Source organism: Candidatus Syntrophosphaera sp. (assembly GCA_019429425.1).
GTDB lineage: Bacteria > Cloacimonadota > Cloacimonadia > Cloacimonadales > Cloacimonadaceae > Syntrophosphaera.
Genome location: JAHYIU010000002.1, coordinates 18,569 through 34,341, shown reverse-complemented (window position 1 = coordinate 34,341; position 15,773 = coordinate 18,569). Strand labels below are relative to the sequence as shown.

10 protein-coding genes are annotated in these 15,773 nt (G+C 56.6%); 4 read left to right on the top strand and 6 right to left on the bottom strand.

Annotation, left to right across the window (positions count from 1 at the left end; all coding sequences use genetic code 11):
- The first annotated feature begins 38 nt into the window (after positions 1 to 38).
- The 4 genes from K0B87_00430 to K0B87_00415 all read left to right on the top strand — a co-directional run bounded on the left by K0B87_00430 (position 39) and on the right by K0B87_00415 (position 4,691).
- Positions 39 to 1,160 (top strand): hypothetical protein, encoded by a 1,122-nt coding sequence (locus K0B87_00430; GenBank protein ID MBW6513212.1) that lies wholly within the window; start codon positions 39 to 41, stop codon positions 1,158 to 1,160.
- A gap of 215 nt (positions 1,161 to 1,375) precedes the next feature.
- Entirely contained in the window at positions 1,376 to 2,272 is an 897-nt protein-coding gene (locus K0B87_00425) for a hypothetical protein (protein ID MBW6513211.1), read from the top strand.
- 236 nt (positions 2,273 to 2,508) lie between these two features.
- A complete protein-coding gene (locus tag K0B87_00420) occupies positions 2,509 to 3,510 on the top strand; it encodes a hypothetical protein (GenBank protein ID MBW6513210.1) in 1,002 nt (333 codons plus the stop codon).
- Between the two features lie 14 nt (positions 3,511 to 3,524).
- On the top strand, positions 3,525 to 4,691 hold the full coding sequence (locus K0B87_00415; protein ID MBW6513209.1) for a hypothetical protein: 1,167 nt from the start codon (positions 3,525 to 3,527) through the stop codon (positions 4,689 to 4,691).
- A 35-nt stretch (positions 4,692 to 4,726) separates the two neighbouring features.
- On the opposite strand, the gene K0B87_00410 is transcribed toward K0B87_00415, so the two are convergent.
- The 6 genes from K0B87_00410 to K0B87_00385 form a co-directional block, all read right to left on the bottom strand.
- Positions 4,727 to 6,268 carry a YifB family Mg chelatase-like AAA ATPase gene (locus K0B87_00410; protein ID MBW6513208.1) on the bottom strand — a complete coding sequence of 514 codons (1,542 nt, stop codon included), beginning with the start codon at positions 6,266 to 6,268 and terminating at the stop codon, positions 4,727 to 4,729.
- Positions 6,269 to 6,616: 348 nt separating this feature from the next.
- A complete protein-coding gene (locus K0B87_00405; protein ID MBW6513207.1) occupies positions 6,617 to 8,194 on the bottom strand; it encodes a T9SS type A sorting domain-containing protein in 1,578 nt (525 codons plus the stop codon).
- Between the two features lie 14 nt (positions 8,195 to 8,208).
- Positions 8,209 to 10,014: a hypothetical protein gene (locus tag K0B87_00400; GenBank protein MBW6513206.1), complete on the bottom strand. Its 1,806-nt coding sequence runs from the start codon at positions 10,012 to 10,014 to the stop codon at positions 8,209 to 8,211.
- Positions 9,996 to 11,807 (bottom strand): family 16 glycosylhydrolase, encoded by a 1,812-nt coding sequence (locus tag K0B87_00395; GenBank protein MBW6513205.1) that lies wholly within the window; start codon positions 11,805 to 11,807, stop codon positions 9,996 to 9,998. The genes K0B87_00400 and K0B87_00395 overlap by 19 nt, the downstream gene beginning before the upstream one ends.
- 110 nt (positions 11,808 to 11,917) lie before the next feature.
- Positions 11,918 to 12,538, bottom strand: coding sequence for a hypothetical protein (locus K0B87_00390; GenBank protein MBW6513204.1), 621 nt, complete (start codon positions 12,536 to 12,538; stop codon positions 11,918 to 11,920).
- Between the two features lie 12 nt (positions 12,539 to 12,550).
- A complete protein-coding gene (locus tag K0B87_00385; protein MBW6513203.1) occupies positions 12,551 to 15,619 on the bottom strand; it encodes a hypothetical protein in 3,069 nt (1,022 codons plus the stop codon).
- Between the last annotated feature and the right edge of the window lie 154 nt (positions 15,620 to 15,773).

Sequence of the window (15,773 nt, the reverse complement as noted above, 5' to 3'; positions counted from 1 at the left end):
GCTAAACTATCATAAGATACCAGATCTGGAGGTAGAAAATGCTCAGAAAGATGGTGCCGCTGCTAGCCATACTGTCTATGGCGAGTTTGAACGCCTATGAGATCGGCCAGTTGAACCGCAGCTATATAGATCCCAGCCGGGACAACCGGCAGATCGGCGCGGTTGTCTATTATCCACTGGAAAGCCAGGCCGGAAAAGAAGACCGGGCGATCTTCCCGCTGATGGTCTTCGGGCATGGCTGGATCATGCCGGTTTCCCTGTATTCGGCACTCTGGCAGGAATTTGTTCCCTACGGCTGGATCATGGCCTTCCCGACAACGGAAAGCGGGCTATTTCCCAACCACCTGGATTTCGCGCTGGACCTGGAGTTTGTGCTGCAAAGCGTGCAGGCGGAGAACTGGCAGGACGGCTCTGAACTATACGGCATTGTGGCTCCCTTTGCGGTGCTGACGGGCCATTCCATGGGCGGCGGGGCCAGCGTATTGGCCGCCTCCAACACCAGCGCCTCGGCCCTGGTCACTCTCGCTGCCGCGAACACCGATCCCTCCGCCATCAGCGCGGCCGCCCAGGTTTTTATTCCGTCTCTGACGCTGTCCGGATCCAGCGACACCATCACCCCGCCCGCTCAACACCAGATGCCCATCTTTGAAAACCTCGCCTCCAGCTATAAAAGCTACGTTTCCTTCAACGGGGTGGGGCATCTGAACATCTATGGCAACACCCTCGTTTTCTCCGTTATCCTGTCCTGGCTCGAGTACGCGCAAAGCGGGGATCTTTCCGTCCTGGACTCCTTTTACAGCCTGCTGGAACAGAACGCAAACGCCTTGGAATACATGCACAGCGGCTACCCGTCGCTGGCCGCGGAGGAGCAGGAAAACGCTCCGCACCTACCCCGGCTGGCGATCTGGCCCAATCCCTGCAATCCTTCCGCCCTTCTCAGCTACAGCCTGGCCAGGGATTCCGAGGTCTGGCTGGATATCTATGACCTGCGGGGCCGCAAAGTGCGGTCTCTATTCCAGGGAGTCCAACTCCGGGGCAACCATTCCCAGATCTTTGACGGCCGGAATGAGGACGATTCCCATTTGGCCGCGGGTATCTATCTGGCCCGCCTGCGCCACGCGGATGGTGAGACCTGGGGCCGGCTGAGCCTGCTAAAGTAGTAGTCGGGCCAAAGTAAAGAAATTGACACGCAGACGAGTATAGTCAATCTTTGAACTACGTTGGGGAATTAGTTCCCGAAGGAGTCAAGATGTTTGTACAACACAAGCTCAGACCCGGAGGAGAGGATTGGCCCGGCCGAAATTTCCGCCTTTGGGGAACATTGCTGCCGGCTTTGCTATCGACCCTCTTCCTAATAAGCGCATGTGACGACCCTGTGAGCACATATCCCGAGGTCACCCGGGCGGAAAAACTTCCCTCGGACATCATCAAACGCACCCCCGAGACCGACCAGCATCCGCCCATCCTGCATTCGGGCGAATTTCTGGATCCAGTTCCCCTGGGCGCTGGTATCAACACTTCCGGGGCTGAGGATTCACCCTTCATCCTGCCCGACGGCAACACACTTTATTTCTTCTTTACTCCGGATGTCCGCGTCCCACCCGAATCCCAGATCATCGACGATGTTTCCGGGGTTTGGGTATCCCACAGGGTCGAAGACATCTGGACCGAAGCGGAGAGGGTCTGGCTGCAGGAGCCGGGCAAACTTGCTTTGGATGGCGCGGTGGCCATTCAGGACCAGGAAATGTGGTTTGCCTCGGCCCGCGAAGGCTACACCGGGGTCAATATGTTCACCGCGGAACTGATCGCCGGGAATTGGCGCAACTGGACCTATTGCGGCAACCGCCTGATGCATGAGATCCAGATCGGCGAGGTCCACATCCACGGGGACGACCTCTATTTCCATTCCCATAGGGAGGGCGGCCAGGGTGGCAGCGATATCTGGCTGACCTCCAGAAGCGGATTGCTCTGGTCCGACCCGGAAAACGTCACGGCTGTAAACACGACCGGAGATGAGGGATTTCCCTTCATCTCACAGGACGGCAGCGAAATGTGGTTTTCCAGAACCTACATGGGCACTCCGGCGATCTTCCGCTCCCAAAAAAGCGGCGGGGAGTGGGGCCAGCCGGAGCTGATCATTTCCCAATTCGCGGGCGAACCGACCCTGGACGCGGAGGGAAACCTCTATTTCGTGCACCACTTCTTTGAAAACAACGTCATGATCGAAGCCGACATCTATGTGGCTCCCCGGGTGGGTAAAAGCATAGAATAGAGGAGATCGCTAACAGTATCGCGTTTTGACGTTTTGGATGTTACCTGTCATCACAAACTCGGTCCGGCCCTGTTCCACAAGTAAAACTCAGGCTCACCAAAAGCATAAAATACCGATACATAGAGAATTGAGCTGATTTCTGGAACGTCCTATCATGCTTGCCAGATCGTTTTTTCTTGACAAGATATTCAAGGTTCACTAATGTTGAATTCGATATCAGATCAAAGGAGATGATCATGAAAGCAGCATTTTTTGTGGTTTTACTAATCGCCGCCGGAGCGCTGGCCGGCACAGTCCACATCGTCAACAACACACCCGACACCGATCCCGATTTCACCACCCTTTCGGCTGCCTACACAGCCGCCGCGCCGGGCGACACCCTCTATATCTGCGGTTCGCTCACCAGCTATGGGGACCTGAACCTGCAAAAGCAATTGACCCTGATAGGGGCGGGTTACTTCCTCACCGAGAATCCCTTTACGCAGGCCAATCCCCATTCCTCCAAGCTGAATACGCTTCAATTCAGCAGCGGCTCTGCTGGCTCCCTGGCCTCAGGTTTGCAGGCGAACAGAATGTATGTCAATGCCAGCAACATCACTCTCAAGCGCAATTTCGTGAATATGACCAGCTATGACGATGCCATCTACATCAATACCGGCGCTTCGAACGTCGCGGTAGTGCAGAACTACGTGTCCCGGGCGGGTGTTTCGTACACCACCAGATGCCTCAATGCCGTCGGCAACAATTACTCCCTGTATATCGCCAACAATTTCTTCGTTGTCGATGGCAGCGCAAACCTGAACTTAGCCACGACCTCCTTTGCCACCATCGAGCACAATGTTTTCCACGCTGTGGGCGGCAATGGAAATGTAACCATCTACAACAGCATCTTCCAAAACAACATCATGCGCAGCGGGAACTTCACCGCCAACGCGACCAACACGGTGCTCAACAATATCGGCAACGCCACCCAGTTTGGCACGGCCAACGGAAATCAGAGCAACGTGGACATGGCCACGGTCTTCACATTGAGCGGCTCCACGGACGGGATGTACATGCTGCTGCCAGGTTCCCCAGCCATCGGTGCGGGCGTGGGCGGCGCGGATTGCGGAATGTATGGCGGCCCGGCTCCCTACGTGCTTTCCGGAATGCCGGAAGGGATCCCCTCGATCTATGAATTCACTGCTCCTGCCTCCGGATTCACCCTGCCGGCGCTGATCAAGGCCCACGCCCACTAAAAGGGGGTGCGGATATGAGAAGCGGCAGGATAATTCTGCTCACGGCCCTGGGCTTGGTCTGGCTGGGATTGGCTCTGGCCCTGAGCCCTGTGGCCCTGATGCAATACTATTGGAACGCGGGGGATTGGGACGGCGCGGCTGAGCTTCCTTTCACCCCCGGGGAAGACGTCATCCACCAAGCCGTGCTGGATGCTTCAGGACTGGAAGCGGGCCTGAACCATCTCCACTTCCGGGCGCGAAACGCTGACGGGACCTGGAGCCTGCCCCAGCACCGGGCTTTTTTCAGGAGTTCCGGGGAGCCCCTTCCCAGCCTGGTGGAGGAGCTGGAATGGTGGCTGGATACCGATCCTGGCCCCGGGAACGCCAATTCAGTGTCTGTTGCTGCTGGAACCGACGTCCAGCAACTGGTCCAGATGGCCACCCAGGGCGCGGCTTTGGGCTTGCACCGCTTCGGGGTCCGGGCCCGCAACCAGGCCGGAAACTGGAGCCTGCCCATCCACAAACTGGTTTTTGCCACCGGCAATGCCCCACTTGCGGAAGTGGTTTCCGCGGAATGGTGGCTGGATGAGGATCCCGGCGAGGGAGGGGGCCAATTCATCGAACTGGCCGACGGCGCGGACGTCCAGCAGGCGATCGTTCTGGCCCTGGGGGATTCGCCTCTGGGCTTTCACCACCTGGGCATCAGGGTGAAGAACTCCGCCGGAAACTGGGGCCAGCCTCTGTGGCTCACGGTCTTCAAGCCCGGCTATCCCGATATTGCCGATATCCAGAGCATCACCTGGTATTTCACCGGCCCCGAGGTGGATGAATCGAGCTCATATCAGTTGCCGGGCATGACGCCGGGCCAGGACGTCCAGGCCGACCACGCCATCCCGCTCACCCATCTGGTGCAAGGCGAGACCTACTTTCTCCACGTCTACGCGATCTCCACCCGCGGCCAGAGAAGCCTGGAACAGGTGTTGAAATTCACCGTTGACTGGATCCCCGATCCGCAGGCCAGCATCGATGGAGTGAATCTGCTCCTCGCCTGGGACCAGATCATCGGCGCCGCTTCCTATCGGGTGTTGGCAGCGGATGATCCGGCCGGGCCTTATGCCTTGTTGGGAATCACGACCAATCCGCTCTGGACGGAAACTGTCCTGAACAAACGCTTTTTCCGGGTGGTGGCTGTCAGCCAGTAGAATAACGGGATACGGTCCAAAGCCGGCGCAGCGCCTCAGCCCCAGTATTTGCGGTCCAGGGTGCGGTATTGGATGGCTTCGGAGATGTGGTCGCTGCTGATGTCGGCCAGGCCTTCCAGGTCGGCGATGGTGCGCGAGACCTTCAGGATCCGGTCAAAGACGCGGGCGGAATAGCCCAGCTTGTCGATAGCGTTTTGCATCAGGGCCTGAATGGCATCATCCATCTGGCAGTATTTGCGCAGGAGTTTACTGCTCATCTGGGCATTACAGAAGATCCCCTCCGTGGCATAGCGTTCGCGCTGGATGGAACGGGCTTTGTTGACCCGGGCCCGGATATCCGCAGACCGATCTCCCGAAGGCAGCGCAGCAAGGTCTGAATAGCTGACCGCAGGGACCTCCACATGGATGTCGATACGGTCCAGCAGCGGCCCGGAAACCCGTCCCCGATAGCGCTGGATAGCGCCGAACTCGCAGGTGCAGGGATGGTTGGGTATGTTGGAGCCGAAATAGCCGCAGGGGCAGGGATTCATCGAGGCGATGAGCATGAATTCCGCGGGAAAGGTGAGGCTGGTGGCAGTCCGGGAGATCGTGACGACCCCGTCTTCCAGGGGCTGGCGCATCACTTCCAAAACGTCACGTTTGAACTCAGGCAGCTCATCCAGGAACAAAACTCCGCTGTGGGCCAGGGAAACTTCGCCGGGACGTGGAAAGGCCCCACCTCCCACCAATGCGTTATTTGAAATCGTGTGGTGAGGGCTGCGGAACGGCCTGGTGGTCAGGATCCCATTGCGGAAATGCTTGGAGTAGCCGGCCACGGAGTGGATCTTGGTGGCCTCCAAAGCCTCGTCCAGAGAGAGTTCTGGCAGTATGGTGGGCACCCGGCGGGCCAGCATTGTCTTGCCGCTGCCGGGAGGCCCGATCATCAGCAGGTTGTGGCCTCCGGCCGCGGAAACTTCCAGAGCCCGTTTGACCTGATATTGGCCCTTTACGTCGTGCATGTCGACCGGGAAATCATTGAGCACGGAAAAGATCTTGTCCCGGTCCACCTTGGCCGGATCGATCTGGTTCTCGCCGCGCAGGTAGAGGACCGCCTCGCGCAAGGAGGTGACTGGAATGACCTTCAAACCTTCAATGATGGCGGCTTCCTCGGCGTTTTCAGCCGGGAGGATCAGCGCGTCCATCCCATCGCGTTTGGCAGCCAAAGCGATGGGCAGAACCCCTTTCACCGGGCGCAAGTTGCCGTCCAGAGAGAGTTCGCCGATGATGGCCGTTTTGGTGAGGTATTCCACAGGCAGCTGTTTGATGCATTGGAGCACGGAGATGGCGATGGGCAGGTCGAGCGCGGCGCTGTCCTTCTTGATGTCCGCGGGGGCCAGGTTGATCGTGAAACGGCGCACCGCGGCGTCGAAGCCGGAGTTGCGCAGCGCGGCGAAAATGCGGTCCTGGCTTTCCTTGACCGCGCTGGAAGCCATGCCGACGATGTTGACCGCAAAGACCTGGGAGGTGCCGTCGCACTCCACGGTAAGCTGCTGGCCGTCGATCCCGATCGTGGTGTAAGTTCTGACGATGCCGACCATTCTGTTCTCCTCTGCTGATTCATTTCACGGATACTGGACTGGCAGGAAGATCCTGTCTCCAAACAAATGAATGCATCCGTCGCATTATGTCAATTGAATTTTGCTTCCGGATTCTCATTCCCCAGCCCGCAAGCAAGGCTGCTAGCCATTTTACGTTTGATCCGCCCTCTTTTCACCCTGGCTATCACTTGCCTATCCACTGTCTATCACTTGTCTATTATAGACAAGTGATAGACAGTGGATAGGCAAGTGATAAACGCCGTCAAGGGAGGGCGGAGGCTGAGATTTCAAATCGGATTCCCAATCTGGCTCCATGGAGGCTTGATTTTGAAGCCAGGATGACCGCCCCTATTTGAGAAGGAGCATCTTGCGGCTGATGGACTCGGAACCGGAGCTCAGCCTGCAGAAATAGATTCCGCTGGCCTGGTTCCGCGCGTCCCATTCCAGGGCGTGGTGTCCGGCTTGTTTGAATTCGTCGGCCAGAGTGGCAACTTTCCTGCCCCGGAGGTCGAAGATTTCCAGCCTGACCCGCCCCGGCCGGGAAAGGTCAAAACTGATGCTGGTGCTGGGATTGAAGGGGTTGGGGAAATTCTGGTTCAATTCAAGCGGGACCGGGCCTGCAACCTGGTCCTGGATTGGGGAGCCTCCGCCGGCCGGAACGAAGGTGAAAGCGGTTAGGATTGCCTCCTGGTCTGCGTTTGGAGGAGAGCCCACATACCAGAGGTTGAGGTGCACGCGGGGCTGCTCGGGACGGGGAATGTGCGGCCCGGTGTAGTTCCAGGCATAGATCAGGTTGGCCGGGGATTCGTCCTGGGGCCCACCCAACCAGCTGCGGAATTCAACCCTGTCGCTCAGCCAGTTGAAGGCATGGCTGGCGAGCTGTTCCGCTCCCAAAACCGCGTCAAAGCGGGCCATGTTTCCCGGCCAGTCCCAAGGTTGGGCGACGAACTGGCCGATCTGGTTGCCCGGCGTTCCCCAGCGGCTGAATTCGACATCGATCTCGTTGTAGGGATTCCACCAAACATTGTCCTGATCATAGCAAGGGCCATATTGCCAGAGGAAGAGGCCGAGTACGGCTCGCTCGTTAAGTTGGCCCAGGGAACCGAGGGTGGTGAAGACGTAATCGCCGTAGCCGAGGGTGTCGAACAGCGTTACTTCCGTGCTGTACCAGACTCCGGCGATCTGTTTGATTGTCAGATGGAGGCGGTCTGCGCTATCCACCCAAACGCTGGAGGGCAGATGGCTGAAATTGTTGGGGCCGGGACCGTACCAGCCTGAACCTTTTACCCGCCAGGTCCGGTTGGAAAATTCCAGGCTGCGCCCGCTGGGAAAGTCGTTCCATTGCATGTCGTCGATGGTGGGGAAAGCGGTGCTGTAACAGGTGATCTGGTCAAACAAGACCTCTGGGGGCGGATCGTTCTGGGCCTGAAGAGCACCAAGCAGAAGATGGATCGCTGCAGTTCCGGCCGGGGCGGGCGAACTGAGCAGATCGAAGCTTGCGTAGACTCCCGCGGGAGACGCTGCGTCGGCAACGGTGAAGCTGTCATAGTCGATCAGCTCGCCTCCGGCGTTTCGCCATTCCACATTGACCAGCGCGAAGGAATCTTCGCTGAGGGGCGAATCGATCGTGTTCAGAACGTATCCCCGGACATGCCACTCTTCGCCTGGGGCACAATCCAGCCTTTGCCAAAAACCAGATACATTGAGGCTGCCGGTGTTTTGGCCACTCACTTTCGCCGCCAGTGAACCGTGCTGGGACTCGGTTGACGCTCCCGTCTGGCCAAATTGCTCCCAGCCGGTAAAAACGGTGCCACCTTGCCCGGATACCTCAAAGCTGGGATTGGCCAGCATGCACTGGGCCCGCAGGCCTCCAGCGAGAAGCAGGCCAAGCAGCAAGAAAATGGAGTAAAGCACTGAGTTTTTCATGCGCGGCTTCCTTGTCATTCAAAACGGATATCATCAAGGTACAAGGTGAGGGAATGCTTTTGGCCGGACGCGGACCAATAGAAAGGGGTCTTGATCCGGGACAGGTCCTTGCCTTTGAGGCTGATCCGGTATTGCTTCCAGTCTTGCGTCAGTTTCACGGCTTCCAGTTTGGCGGCCAGGGTGTCGGAAAATTTCTTCTCCGGGCCGAGCAGGCCAACGCCGAAATTTACAATTTCACCGCCGAAAGCGCCCCGCGCCCAGAAAGTGAGCTGTTTCGCTCCGGTCAGGTCGTAACCGCCTGGCAGTTCGCCCCAGTCGTTGGGCGGATCCTGCCAGACCACGCCGGCCCAGGAACTGGATTGCGCATAGCGAAATTCCAGGCAGTTATCCCCGCTGTGGGGTGAGACGCGCGATCCGGCATCCATGCTGAGGGCTTGATAATCGCCCATCCAGCCGGAAGGGGCCCAGGGCTGGGGAGCGCCATCAGCAAAGACATCAAGCGGGAGTTTGAGCCGCTGTGTGCTGGGTTCACCCTCGACCTTGAAAGGAATATTGGCCGTGGCCGCGCCGCCGGAACCGTCAAGGACAGTCACATACAGACGGTAGAGGCCTCCGCTGGGCATTATCAGTTCCGCCTGCGTGGCAGAAGAACTGACGATGATCCCACCCAGTTCCAGAGGCTGCCACCAGGTTTCGCCAAAGGTATCGTATTGTGGAGCTTCGGGGCAGACCTTCCAGTCCACTTTCACCTCAACGCCTTCGGGATCGACGGCCTCCAGGTTTACCTTCACGGTCTGACCGGGTTGCAGCACAGCGGGTCCGGCGAGCTCAAGGCTTCTGATCTCAGGGCAAAGGTTGGAGGGCGGTTTTCCGCTCCAGATCTCAGTCATGGCATCCACCGCGGCGAGCTTGGCGCCGCCCGGAAGCAGCATTCCAAACCAGGTGGCGGTGGCTTCGGGTTTTGAGCCCCAGAGAAAAGCGCATCCGCCCAGGCACAAAGGCTCAGCCAGGCACCCCTTCTGGAAATATTCCTGGTAGAGGACGGCTTTTTGGGTGCTGGAAAGTTCTGGCGGAACCCCAAACTCCGTCCGGCCCGTTTCCCAGACCCCGGGAGGCCCAAACTCGGTTACGAGATAGGGTTTGGTCCCGCCCAATTCCTTGTAACGGCTTGGTAGAGAGGGCAAACCGCCATAGGTGTTGATCCCCATGATATCGATGTCGGGGCAGAGCTTGTGGATCATTTCTACCCTTTTGCCGCCGATATCCGCGGTGACGACCATGGTGGGATGGAAAGGATCGAGTTCTTTGACCAGGGCTGCCAATTCCTGGATATGGTTCCAGATCGCGGGATCGTCGCCCGCGCCGATGCCTTCCATTTCATTGCCCAGACCCCAGATCAGCACGGCGGGATGGTCCTTGTAAGCAAGCACGTCCGCGCGGACCCGGGCTTTCTGTTCATTCAGCAGCTCTGCGTTTTGGTAATCAAAACCATGGCGTTCGTGCCCCAGCCAATGGCCCACGATCACGGTCAAACCAAGCGCCCAGGCTTGATCGAGCTGCTCTTCCAGGTCCGGGCCCACGCCCCAGGTCCGGAAAGTATTGGCTCCGCAGGCTGCCAACAGTTCTTTGGATCCGTCTCCGCCCGCGCCCAGAACGTAATATGGCTGGCCGGCGCGCAGAAGTTGCCAGTTTCCGTCTGCGCTTTGGACCAACTCCACCGAAACTGCCTGGGCGTAAATTCCCGCTGTGACAAGCAGCAGCAGGATGAGCAGGAGCGCGATCCTCAGGCCTTTTTGTTCGCTTACTTCAGCAACAGGCACTTTCTAAGCTCAGATCCTTGGCCGGTTTCCAGTTTGTAGAAATAAAAGCCTGTGGGGACGGGCCTATGCTCAGAATCGGTTCCATCCCAAACAACCTCAAACTCTCCAGGGCCCAGGCGTTCAGAGAGGAGGGCCTTGACTTTTTGTCCACGCGTATTGTAGACCTGCAGATATACATTTGAGGATTCCCAGAGTACGAAACCGATGCTGGTGGATGGATTGAACGGATTGGGGTAATTTTGCCGCAACTCAAAAGGCCTCGGCGGCGCCACCTGGTCTGAAAGGTTGGTTGTGCCGCCTTCCCAGTAGATGTCATCGAGGGCAAATTCGCACTGGACGCCTTGTTCTTCCAGGATCACAAACTCATAGCTCAGCATGCGCAGGTCGATATAGAGGCCGCGGATATCGGCCACCGGAATGGTCGCCTGGCCCCAATCGCCGTTCCGGACCAGGCCGTAGGTGGTTTGGCCGGCTGGAAACGTTACGTAGTTTTGATTGCCCCAGGCATCGATGATGCCGATCTTGAAAGTGACGTTGGGGGGGATTTTGATCATGAACTTGAGATTGCCAGCACCAAAATTGAACAGGTTGACCGGCTGGATCGACATGATCCCCGCGCCAAACCAGCCCAGGCCGGTGGTGACCCAGGAAATGCCGTTGTCACCCTCGTAGGGCGGGATCGATCCGGAGGCGAGAGTGCCTTCCCAGACATAGATCTCGGCATCCAAGCCGATCTCCAGGCCGTTGTCAGTTGGGGTTTCGTCTGTATAAATGCCATAGGTCCCGCTTTCGAATTCCGGGGGCCCCAGATGGACTTCACCCTGCCCGTTCCACTCCCAGACTTTGATGTAATCCACATACATGTTCGCCGGGAAAGGCATTGTGACAGGCAGCCCACTGCCCGGATCGCCCAGATTGTAAGCATCCGTCAGAGCGCCGCCGATCGCCAGGTTAACGACAAAATGGAAGGGATCCTGAAATTCGGCAGAAACGGCGTCTATGGCGAACGGGGCCGTGAAAAGGTCATGCTCCGTGCCGTTATCAATCACGGTGAACCGCAGGCTGTCCTCATCCCAATAGGTGCGGTAAATGAGGAACCTATTCACCAAGGACGGGTCATAATTGTAATAGGGGCGGCAGAATTCGTCTTCGGGATCCCAGGCCAGGCTGGCCGCTCCGGAAGGATTGCCGGGATTGACGGCATCATCGGAATAGAAAATGGCGTTGGCACCAACCATTTGATTGACCGTGGAGTTGTCCAAACCGTTTCCGCCGTTATGTTCGTCATGCAGGTCTCTGAACGCCTGCTTGAATCCCATTTCCATGATGTCTATCTCTCCCTTGCGGGGCCAGGCGTAGTTTGCCGTTCCCAACATCCAGACGGCAGGCCAACCGCCCAGGTCTATGTTTGGTATCCAGACCCTGGTCTCGATCAGGCCATACTTGACCGACACCTTGGATTTGGTGTTCAATCTACCCGAGGTGTAGGATAGGGGATTTCCCCATTGGTCCACGATGTTCGGGCCCGTTTCCTGCCTGGCGGTGATGCGCAGGGCATTGTTCCCCGGCCCGCCGGATATCTCGGAGATGGTTACATTGGCCGCTTGGTAGAATTGCAATTCCCCGTTGCCCCAGCCCCAGGAACCGTTTCCGGTTTCGATGATCCAGTTGCCCAGGTCGTTGAAATCATCCGCCCAGAGCAGGTCTCCGATCTGAGCGCCCAAGACGCCAGTTGACAAGAGCAGGACCAGCAGGAGGGAGGAGCAAACTAAGTTTTTGATGGATGGCTTCATTTGTTATCCTTTGCAGCGCCAGGCTGGAGTCTGCATAAACGAGCAAAGCCCGGTTGACTCCAATTGCCGACCGGGCTTTGTGATTAATGGTCTTTATAAACAGGCTGATCCTAGTCCCTTCTGGATACGGTTCCTGTCTCGATGTCGTAGACATAACCCCATTCGCTTAGGTCCGCAAGAGCCAGCACGGGATCGCTGTAGAGCGGCAGGAGGTTCATTTCGGAGGGGTCATAGAGGCTTTTGGCCACCATGTTCCGGAGCAGGACAGCGTAATAGGTTTCCTCCACGATCCAATCAGCCCGCCACCAGGTGACAGAATCGAAAAAGTGGTCCAGGGTGGCGCGATAGGCTTTTTTGGCCTGCTGACGGGCATTCTCGCTACCGCCGGCAGTGTACAGCTCATGCAGGGATTTGCCGGTGAAAAACTGATACTCGCCGATGGGGATGTTGGCCAAAATGGTCGCCCACAGATAGAACCTTGCTTTGGGGGAGGGGCATACTTCAGTCAGATCCCAGACGTTCTGCATGTTCAGATTCGCGTCGGCAAAGGGATTGGCAGGATCGGTCAGAACACTCTGGTCCGGATGGATTCCTTCATTGGCGCCGTAAAGGTCCAGCATGTGATCAGTTGGCAAGTCAACCACATTGGAAATGTAGCCGGTCCGGCGGTCACAGCCCGCGATTAAGATCAGCGCCAGGCTCAGGATGATCAGTATATGTCTTTTCTTCACGATTTGCTCCTTTTAGAATTCATGTCTGAGATAGACGCCCGTTTGGAACTGGTAGTCACTATTGACAGCGGCACCTTCATTTACGGGTGAGTTTGCGTTAAGAGTTCTGAACAGGGTCCTGAATCCCAGCCGGCTGGAGATAGTTTTATCCAGGATGTTGTCGATCAAGACCGAATAATCCAGCATGAATTGGTAGGGGAAGGTGATGTTGAACTGGCGATACCAGTCCAGCGGGCCCCAGGCGTCTTTTTTGGCATAGGCTGAGAGGTAGTGTTTTTTGGCGATAACCAGGTCCGTGGCCAGGGAAATGTACTCGGCCAACTCCCCGTCAGGATTGCCGGAAGCCTGCTGTTTCCCGCCTTCGAGGTTGGCGATCAGCTTCAGCCTGGGATTGGGGTTGAGGACAAACCGGCCTTTGGCAAGCCAGACATCCGCGGCGGGCATTCCACTGCCGAAGGGCGCGTTGGTCTTGCCTTCCTGGTAATAGAAGAGGTTGGCGTCGGTCACTGTTTCATAGCGGGTGAAATTGCCCCCAATGCTGAAGGCGAAACGGGCATCTTCCTTCTTATCACTGTCCCAAGCATAGAAAAAGCTGGCCGGGGTGGGGTCGTAAGTCAGGAAAAACTCTCCGGACAATGCCTGCCGGTTGTCCAACACAGCAAATGGATCCTTGTCCCGGTTGCGGGGTGTGAGGCCGGGAAAGAGGTCAGTACCATCGATGGAGGGCTCGAGACTGGGATTGGAATCGAGCAAATTGGTCCGATACAGAGCCCGCGGCAGCAGCCAGAAATTGCCAATGGGGACCAGCATTCCGCCTTCGAACTCCAGCTTGTTTCCCAAAGAGGAAAAGGGCATGGTGGTGTTGAATTCCCTTAAGGGGCTTCCACCATCGGCCACCAGTCCGGCATAATGCACCGCGGCGTCGATCTTGCTGCCGCTAAAAGCGTCCACAGTTATCTTTGCCTTGGCGCCCTGGGTATCCATAAGCTCGATCTTATCCTGATAAACATTGCCGTCTTCATAATAGTAGAACACATCATCAAGCTTTTCGCTGCCGGCGAAAAGGTAGCCGAGTTGCAGCTTGGTGCGCGGGATGATCTTGGTTTCCATGGTCAGAGCAGTCTGCCTGGTTGCGCGGGAAGTAGCTTCGGTGGCCGTGGCAGACGCGGCGGCCTGGGCAAAGTCTTCGGCATGGATGAGGGTGTATTTGAATTTATTGCCGCCAAAATCGTATTTGAGCATGGCCTTGGGATTGGCCCCCCAATAGATCTCTGGGCCCGTGAGCAGCGTGAATCCCGGCAGGAATTTGTTGCCGGTGAATTCCACGCCGTAGGGGGCCTTGGCATTCCAGATATCCATTCCCTCCATGTCCGTGGCTTCATACAGCAGGCCAAAGAAATCGCCCTCATAGCCCCAGTGGTAGCGGGGGATATGATAAAAGGCGGTAAGGTCGAAATGGTCCGTCATGTAGGTCGTTTGGAAATCATAAACTTCCAGGCGTTCCGCATCGTTGACCTCTCTGGTGGTGTTTACTTCCAGCCCGTTCGCGTTTGGTTCGGTGATCACGGTGACATAGGTTTGGCCGCGTTTTCCGTAATACTCATCAAGCTGCTTGTCAACAACGTTGCCCAGGATGTTCAGAGTGAAATCGCCCTTTATCCTGCTGATCGGATTGAATTCAAAATCCAGGAACAGCATCTCACCGTGGGAAAAATCCAGCCCATTCTTGCCATTGGCTTCCACATCTGCCGCTAAGCCGTTGAAAACCAGGTCGCCCCTCAGACTGCCTCCGGTAATGCGGATCGCGTCGCTTTTCCTTTTTTCGCTCTTCAGCAGTCGGACATCCGCAACCAGTTTGAGCAGTTCCATGTCGATGGAGGCAAATTTCTCATTCATTTTGGCTTTGTCCACTGCGTAGGGGTTAATGCGCCAAATCTTGGCCAACACGTCGTATGCCATTCTCGGCTCAGCCACGTATACGCCATCGTCGTTGGGCCAGCCCAGGCGGCAGATCCCAAACCACTCTTCATTCATATTGTTGACGCCTTCCACGTAGTCAAAGGCATAACCGCCATTGCTCCAGGAAGCGTGGGTGTCCTGCACATAGAGGTTTTCCTCCTGCAAGTATTTCCACCATTCGTCACGCCATTCGAAGAGGGTGCCCCCGACTGCGTTTCCTTCCTCTCCATGGCCATGGCTTTTATTGTAGATCTCCTGCCAATTGCCTTTGACGATATAGGCTTGGCCGGCCTGGTCTTCCCTGTGCTCCAAGGCATTGAACGCGTCACTGCCAAATTCGGTCAGCATCACGGGAAGCCCGAGTTCCTTGTGCACCCTGGACCACATGTCTGTGAAGCTGATGCCCCTGTAGGCATTGACACCAAGCAGATCGATGGATTTGCACTGCTTGGCGATCAGGTCCAGATATTGGATGTCTCCGTTCACGATGGTAAAAAGATGCTGGGGTGCGGCCTTTTTGGCCTCGGCGATGATCTCCTCGAACAAGCTGTATAAAAATTTCGCCTTTTCCCGGTGCTGTTCTCCCACGGGCAGGTTTTCGATCTCAAAGCTCGACCATTCCAGCCCGTAGTTGTTCTCATTTCCGAGGGCGAACATCAATACGCCGGGCACATCCTTATACTGCTGCACAAGGCTGACAATGTCCCGCTTCAGGGTTTCCCGGGTTAGCCGGTCGGCATAATTAGTCTGCGGGATCCAGGCCCCTCCGACGTTATACCCGTATCGGCCCATGAGATGGTTCATGATCGTCATGATCCCATGTTCCCGATAAATATAGGTTACCCAGCGGGGCGGAATGATCCCGAAGCTGCGGATTGTATTTATCCCTGCCTGTTTCATCAGCCCGCATTCATAATCGAGAACCTTCATGATGAATTCATCGGGATTTCCCCACAGGTTGTAGGAGTAGTTTTCTCCGATCGGCGTATAGGCCCAGACTACTCCTTTCACAAAGTAATCCTCTCCATCCACCTGCAGCTTCCAGCCGTTTGCATCCTGATAGGTTGTCACAGTGTAAGGTGTTTGGGCAAATCCATTCACTGCCATCAGCAAAAAAAGCATTATCGCCAACAAGCCAAGCAATGGTTTCGGTTTTGCCGCAATAAGGGATTCAATCATACGATCCTCCATCAATCCTTTGATCTGGCTAAAGATTCTGAAGCAGGCAAAAACTGCTATAGAGCAATATCCTGACCGGCAGATTTTGTGTCAAGGT

Coding starts and splice junctions, on each gene's coding strand:
- K0B87_00415 (MBW6513209.1), top strand. CDS start 3,525: ATGAGAAGCGGCAGGATAATTCTGCTCACGGCCCTGGGCTTGGTCTGG.
- K0B87_00420 (MBW6513210.1), top strand. CDS start 2,509: ATGAAAGCAGCATTTTTTGTGGTTTTACTAATCGCCGCCGGAGCGCTG.
- K0B87_00410 (MBW6513208.1), bottom strand. CDS start 6,268: ATGGTCGGCATCGTCAGAACTTACACCACGATCGGGATCGACGGCCAG.
- K0B87_00385 (MBW6513203.1), bottom strand. CDS start 15,619: ATGCTTTTTTTGCTGATGGCAGTGAATGGATTTGCCCAAACACCTTAC.
- K0B87_00395 (MBW6513205.1), bottom strand. CDS start 11,807: ATGAAGCCATCCATCAAAAACTTAGTTTGCTCCTCCCTCCTGCTGGTC.
- K0B87_00405 (MBW6513207.1), bottom strand. CDS start 8,194: ATGAAAAACTCAGTGCTTTACTCCATTTTCTTGCTGCTTGGCCTGCTT.
- K0B87_00430 (MBW6513212.1), top strand. CDS start 39: ATGCTCAGAAAGATGGTGCCGCTGCTAGCCATACTGTCTATGGCGAGT.